Here is a 5,165-nt window from a genome sequence, read left to right on the forward strand (position 1 = left end):
ACCTCCGACTGTGCGTTGATCCGGTAGAGCACCGCGATCTCAGATGCCGGCGTGCCGGCTTCGACAAGCAGCTTGATCGACTTGGCCACTGCGGCGGCTTCGGCGACCTCGTCGGAATATTCACGAAACGTCGGCTCCGGTCCCGGATCACGCTGGCCGACCAGATGCAGCTTGCTGCCGGCCACCCGTCCGCGGGCCGCGGCGATCACCCGGTTGGCCAGCGACACCACCTGCGGGGTGGACCGATAGTCGCGTTCCAGGCGCACCACGGTCGCGTCGGGGAACCGCCGCGAGAAATCCAGCAGGTAGCGCGGCGAGGCCCCGGTGAACGAATAGATGGTCTGATTGGCATCCCCGACAACGGTGAGGTCGTCGCGGTCGCCCAGCCAGGCCGACAGCACGCGCTGCTGCAGCGGGGTGACGTCCTGGTACTCGTCGACGACGAAGCAGCGGTAGCGGTCTCGGAATTCTTCAGCGACCGCGGCGTCGTCCTCGATGGCAGCCGCGGTGTGCAGCAGCAGGTCGTCGAAGTCGAGCAGGGCGACTCCATCGCCACGGGACTTGAGCGACTCGTAGGCCGCGTACACCGCGGCAACCTTTGCCGCGTCCAGCGGCACATCACGGGCCGCGGCCGCTACCGCGTCGGGATACTGCTCGGGTGAGATCAGCGAGGCCTTGGCCCACTCGATCTCACCGGCCACGTCACGGACGTCGTCGGTGCTGAGCTTCAGGCCGGCGCCGGTGGCCCCGCGTGCGACAACGGCGAACTTGGTCTCCAGCAGCTGCCAACCGGTGTCGCCGACGACCCGCGGCCAGAAGTACCGCAGCTGCCGGTGCGCGGCGGCGTGAAAGGTCATCGCCTGCACCGCACCGACACCGGTCTGTGCTTTGGCTCCGAGCGCCCGCAACCGGGTTCGCATTTCGCCGGCCGCACGCTGGGTGAAGGTCACCGCCAAGACCTGACCCGCGGCGACGTGTCCGGTCGCGACGAGCTGGGCGATGCGGTGGGTGATCGTCCGGGTCTTACCGGTCCCCGCGCCGGCCAGAACACAGACCGGGCCGCGGGGAGCCAGCACGGCCTCGCGCTGTTCGTCGTCGAGGTCGGCAATCAAGGAGTCCGCGATCACCGGCATGGCGTCCATCTTGGCAGTGCCGGCCGACAAACGTCTGGCAGCGCCACGCCGCGGCATACCGGCGGGACCATCTATGTTTGAACGACTATGAGCAACGCTTCCATCACCATGTACAGCACGCAGTGGTGCGGCTATTGCCACCGGCTGAAGACGGCGCTGAAATCAGCCGGTATCGCATATCACGAGGTCGACATCGAGCAGGACCCCGCGGCGGCGGACTTTGTCGGCTCGGTCAACGGGGGCAACCACGTCGTACCGACGCTGAAGTTCGCCGACGGGTCCACTTTGACCAACCCGGGCACCAACGAGGTCAGGGCGAAGCTGGCCAAGCTCGCCGGCTAACTCACCGGGCCTCAGCCGATTGCCCGGCTGCTCATCGGGCCGTTCCGGCCCGCATCGTCACCGGGCCTCGGCCCAGGACTCAATGATCACCCGCGCGATCGACACGGATCCGGGTAGCAGCAGCCTGGACTCCGAGTCGCTGCTCCAGTCGCCCAGCGCCAGCGCGGCACGAATCTCATCGCGGGTGAACCAATCGGCCTCCGCGATCTCGCCGTCATTGAACGCGAACGGCTCAGCCGGATCGGCGATCGCGTGGAAGCCGATCATCAGCGATCGCGGGAACGGCCACGGTTGACTGCCCAGGTAGCGAATATCGCTTACGGTCAGCCCGATCTCCTCGCGGATCTCCCGGGCCACACAGGTTTCAAAAGACTCCCCCGCTTCGACGAAGCCGGCAAGCAGCGAGAACATCCGTTCGGGCCAGGTTGTCTGACGGGCCAGCACCGCGCGATCGCCGCCGTCGTGCACCAGGCAGATGATCGCCGGGTCGATACGTGGGAATTCCTCGTGACCGGTGACCGGATTGACCCGGGCCCAACCCGCCCTGATCGACTTGGTCGGCGAGCCGTCCACTGAGCTGAACCGGGAACTGGCATGCCAATTCAGCAGCGCCGCAGCCGCCGACACCAGTTGCGCGCCCACATCGTCGAACAGCTGTCCGGCCCGCCGCAGATCGGCCACCTCGGCTTTGAGGTCGGGATCATCGGGGGCTTCCAGCGGACCGCGGACCGCCCACACATGTCGGCCGTCCTCGATGCGGCCCAGGAACACCGCGTCCGAAGGCGGTTTGTCGGCAAGGATTTTCGCCTTACCGAGCAACACCCGGCCGTCGGCGACCAGCACCTGATTGCGCGAGTCGAGCCGCAGCAGCGCCGCGTCCGCCCAGCCGGCAGTGGCCGCGTCGATGTCGGTGCGCACCTGGTCAGCCCGGTCGGCGCCGATCCGCGACAGCAGCGGCACACTCTTCAATTGGAATTCCACAGTCAGCCTTACTTCCCCGTGTTGCGGACATAGAGCAGCCGGTCGCCGACCTCGATGGCGTCGGCCTCCGGTGAGTCGACGCGAAGCAGGCGGCCGTCGCGAACCACACCGAGCACGACGTCGGGCAGATGCCGCGGCGATCCGCCGAGTTCGGTCCGCTCGACCTCACGTTCGGCGATGGCGAATCCATGCGCCGGTGTCAGCAGGTCGTCGATCATCTCGACGACGCTGGGCGTCGTGATGGCCACACCGAGCAGTCGGCCGGCGGTTTCGGAGGACACGACCACCGAGTCCGCGCCGGATTGCTTGAGCAGGTGCTGGTTTTCGGCCTCGCGGATCGAAGCCACGATCTTGGCCTGCGGGGCGACTTCCCGGGCGGTGAGGGTGACCAGCGTTGCGGTGTCGTCGCGACCGGTGGCGACGATGATCGCCGACGCGTGCTGCGCGGAGGCCAGCCTCAGCACGTCGGATCTGGTGGCGTCGCCGTGCACGGTCACCAGATCGGCGGCGATGGCGTGGTCGAGAGCCGCCTGTTGGGTGTCGACGACCACGATGTCCTTGCTGGCCGCCTCGTCCTCGCACATCGCGACGACCGCGGTCTTGCCCTTGGTGCCGTAGCCGATGACGACGGTGTGGTTGCGCACTCTGCTCCTCCAACGTTGAATCTTCCAGGCCTGCCGCGACCGCTCGGTGAGGACCTGAAGGGTGGTACCGACCAGCACCACGAGGAACAGGATCCGCAGCGGCGTGATGATCACGACGTTGGTCAGCCGGGCAAATTCGGAGTACGGCGTGAGGTCGCCGTAGCCGACTGTGGTCAAGGAGATCGTGGCGAAGTACAGGCAGTCGATGAACGACAGCGGCACCCCTCGCACGTCGGTGTATCCGGCCCGACCGAGGTAGACGGTGGCCACCGCGACCACCAAGGCGAGCAAGGCGATCGCGACCCGTCGCCAAATAGCCCGTACCGGACTGATTTGCGCCTCCGGGACGCGCACGACGCCGACCAGCGCGTATGGGGGCTGGGCGGTCAGCGTCTCATCGAGATCGCGTCGCTGACGGCTAACTTTGACCACAGTTCATCGGCTCGACCCAGCGCACGACACAATGTAACCATGACCGCCATCACACACAGTCCCCAGCGCGACGCCAGCCAGACCCTCGCATACCGACTCGCCGCGCTGTTGCTCGGTGTCGGCACCCTGCACTTCGTAGCACCGAAACCGTTCGACGGCATCATCCCCGTCGAGCTGCCCGGCAGCCCGCGGTTCTACACCTACGCATCTGGCGTCGCCGAGCTCAGCATCGGTGCGGCGCTTCTGGCGCGCAGCACCCGCCGGCTGGCCGCGTTGGCGGCGGCCGCGCTGTTCGTCGCGGTCTTCCCGGGCAACGTCAACATGTGCCGACTGTGGTGGGGCAAGCCCTGGCCGATGCGCATCATCGCGTTGGCTCGGCTGCCGTTGCAGATTCCGATGGTGACCACGGCCCTCAAGGTCGCCCGCACCGCCTAGCGCGGCGTCTCGCGGGCCAGCACGGTGGGCAGCTGAGGAGCCGCGCAATCAGATCCAGCGCGGCGTCTCGCGGGCCAGCAGCTCGGCCAGCTCGTCGGGCCCCGGCAGCGCATCCGGGACGACGGTGAGACCGGTCCGGACGTAGTGAAAAGCTGTGCGCACCAACGATTCCCGACAGCCGCTCAGCGCGGCCCAAGCGAGCCGGTACACCCCGAGCTGAATGGCGGCATGCCGGGCCGCCTCTGAGCCGTACGGCGGCTCGCCGGTCTTCCAGTCCACCACGGTTGCGCCACCGTCGGGCTCGGCGAAGACCGCGTCGATACGGCCGCGCACCACGGTGTCGCCGATCGCCATCTCGAAGGGCACCTCGACGGCCACCGGTGTACGGACGGCCCACGGCGAGGCGAGGAAAGTTTTCCGCAGCGTGGCGAGCTCTTCGGCGTCACGCTGGCCGATGTCGGTGTCGGCGGCGCCGGGCAGGTCGGCGAGGTCGAACAGTCGCTCGGCGCCGTAGAAGCGCTCGACCCAGTCGTGAAATGCATTGCCCAGCAACGCATGCGGCTCCGGCCGCGATGGCAGCCGGCGCATCAACCGCTGCACAGCGTGTTCGGGGTCGCGAGCCAAGTCGACCAGGCTGCTCACCGATAACCCGCTGGGCAGCGGTTGCGCCGATGGTTGCGCTGCACGGGCCCGCTCACTGAGTAGCGCGTCGACGTCGGCGGCCCACTCTTCGGCGTCGGCGGTCTCCGCGGGTGCATTTGCCGACATCGCGGCGACGACGAGTTCGGCGCCGTGTTGCACATCTGCGCGGCGATCGGTCAGCGGATCGACTGGCCAGCTTGCCTCGCGAATGCTGTCACGCAACGGGTTTCGCTCACCATCGGCCGGGGCGGGCGCCCACTGCTCGACCTCACCGCACGGCCGGCCGGCCGCCGCCGACTGGTCGATGGTGTCCTTGAGCTCGGCGAGAAAATCCGACGGGCCGCGCGGTTTGGCACCGGTGGCCCCCCAGTGGTGGCCGGACAACAGCAGAGTGTCCTCGGACCGGGTGATGGCCACGTACAGCAGCCTGCGCTCCTCGTCGAGGCGACGTTGTTCCAGCTGACGACGGTGCGCGGAGATCTTGTCCGACAACTGCTTTCGATCGGTCACGTCCGAGGTGTCGAGCACCGGCACGCCGTGCAGGCCCGCCGTGGAC

At 67.9% G+C, this 5,165-nt stretch carries 6 protein-coding genes; 2 read left to right on the forward strand and 4 right to left on the reverse strand.

Going from position 1 to position 5,165, the window contains the following annotated elements; all coding sequences use genetic code 11:
• The coding region (locus WAN02_RS14555) for an ATP-dependent helicase (RefSeq protein ID WP_422264908.1) at positions 1-1,133 on the reverse strand (1,133 nt) is incomplete at its 3' end.
• Between the two features lie 87 nt (positions 1,134-1,220).
• On the opposite strand from WAN02_RS14555, the gene WAN02_RS14560 reads away from it, so the two are divergent.
• Complete coding sequence (locus tag WAN02_RS14560) at positions 1,221-1,475, forward strand: mycoredoxin (RefSeq protein WP_422264909.1); 255 nt, start codon at positions 1,221-1,223, stop codon at positions 1,473-1,475.
• A 57-nt stretch (positions 1,476-1,532) separates the two neighbouring features.
• Here WAN02_RS14560 and nudC read toward each other — a convergent pair whose 3' ends face one another.
• Both nudC and WAN02_RS14570 read right to left on the reverse strand, forming a co-directional pair.
• On the reverse strand, positions 1,533-2,462 hold the full coding sequence (nudC, locus tag WAN02_RS14565; RefSeq protein WP_422264913.1) for an NAD(+) diphosphatase: 930 nt from the start codon (positions 2,460-2,462) through the stop codon (positions 1,533-1,535).
• A 2-nt stretch (positions 2,463-2,464) separates the two neighbouring features.
• Positions 2,465-3,532 carry a potassium channel family protein gene (locus WAN02_RS14570; RefSeq protein ID WP_422264910.1) on the reverse strand — a complete coding sequence of 356 codons (1,068 nt, stop codon included), beginning with the start codon at positions 3,530-3,532 and terminating at the stop codon, positions 2,465-2,467.
• Between the two features lie 39 nt (positions 3,533-3,571).
• Between WAN02_RS14570 and WAN02_RS14575 the strand changes: the two genes are divergently transcribed.
• On the forward strand, positions 3,572-3,967 hold the full coding sequence (locus WAN02_RS14575; protein ID WP_422264911.1) for a hypothetical protein: 396 nt from the start codon (positions 3,572-3,574) through the stop codon (positions 3,965-3,967).
• A 48-nt stretch (positions 3,968-4,015) separates the two neighbouring features.
• Here WAN02_RS14575 and WAN02_RS14580 read toward each other — a convergent pair.
• The coding region (locus tag WAN02_RS14580) for a PD-(D/E)XK nuclease family protein (RefSeq protein ID WP_422264912.1) at positions 4,016-5,165 on the reverse strand (1,150 nt) is incomplete at its 5' end.

The sequence above is a fragment of the Mycobacterium sp. genome (assembly GCF_049281135.1).
Taxonomy (GTDB): Bacteria; Actinomycetota; Actinomycetes; order Mycobacteriales; family Mycobacteriaceae; genus Mycobacterium.

Excerpts from the sequence above, each read along its gene's own strand:
- WAN02_RS14560 (WP_422264909.1), top strand. The coding sequence starts at position 1,221 with ATGAGCAACGCTTCCATCACCATGTACAGCACGCAGTGGTGCGGCTAT.
- WAN02_RS14575 (WP_422264911.1), top strand. The coding sequence starts at position 3,572 with ATGACCGCCATCACACACAGTCCCCAGCGCGACGCCAGCCAGACCCTC.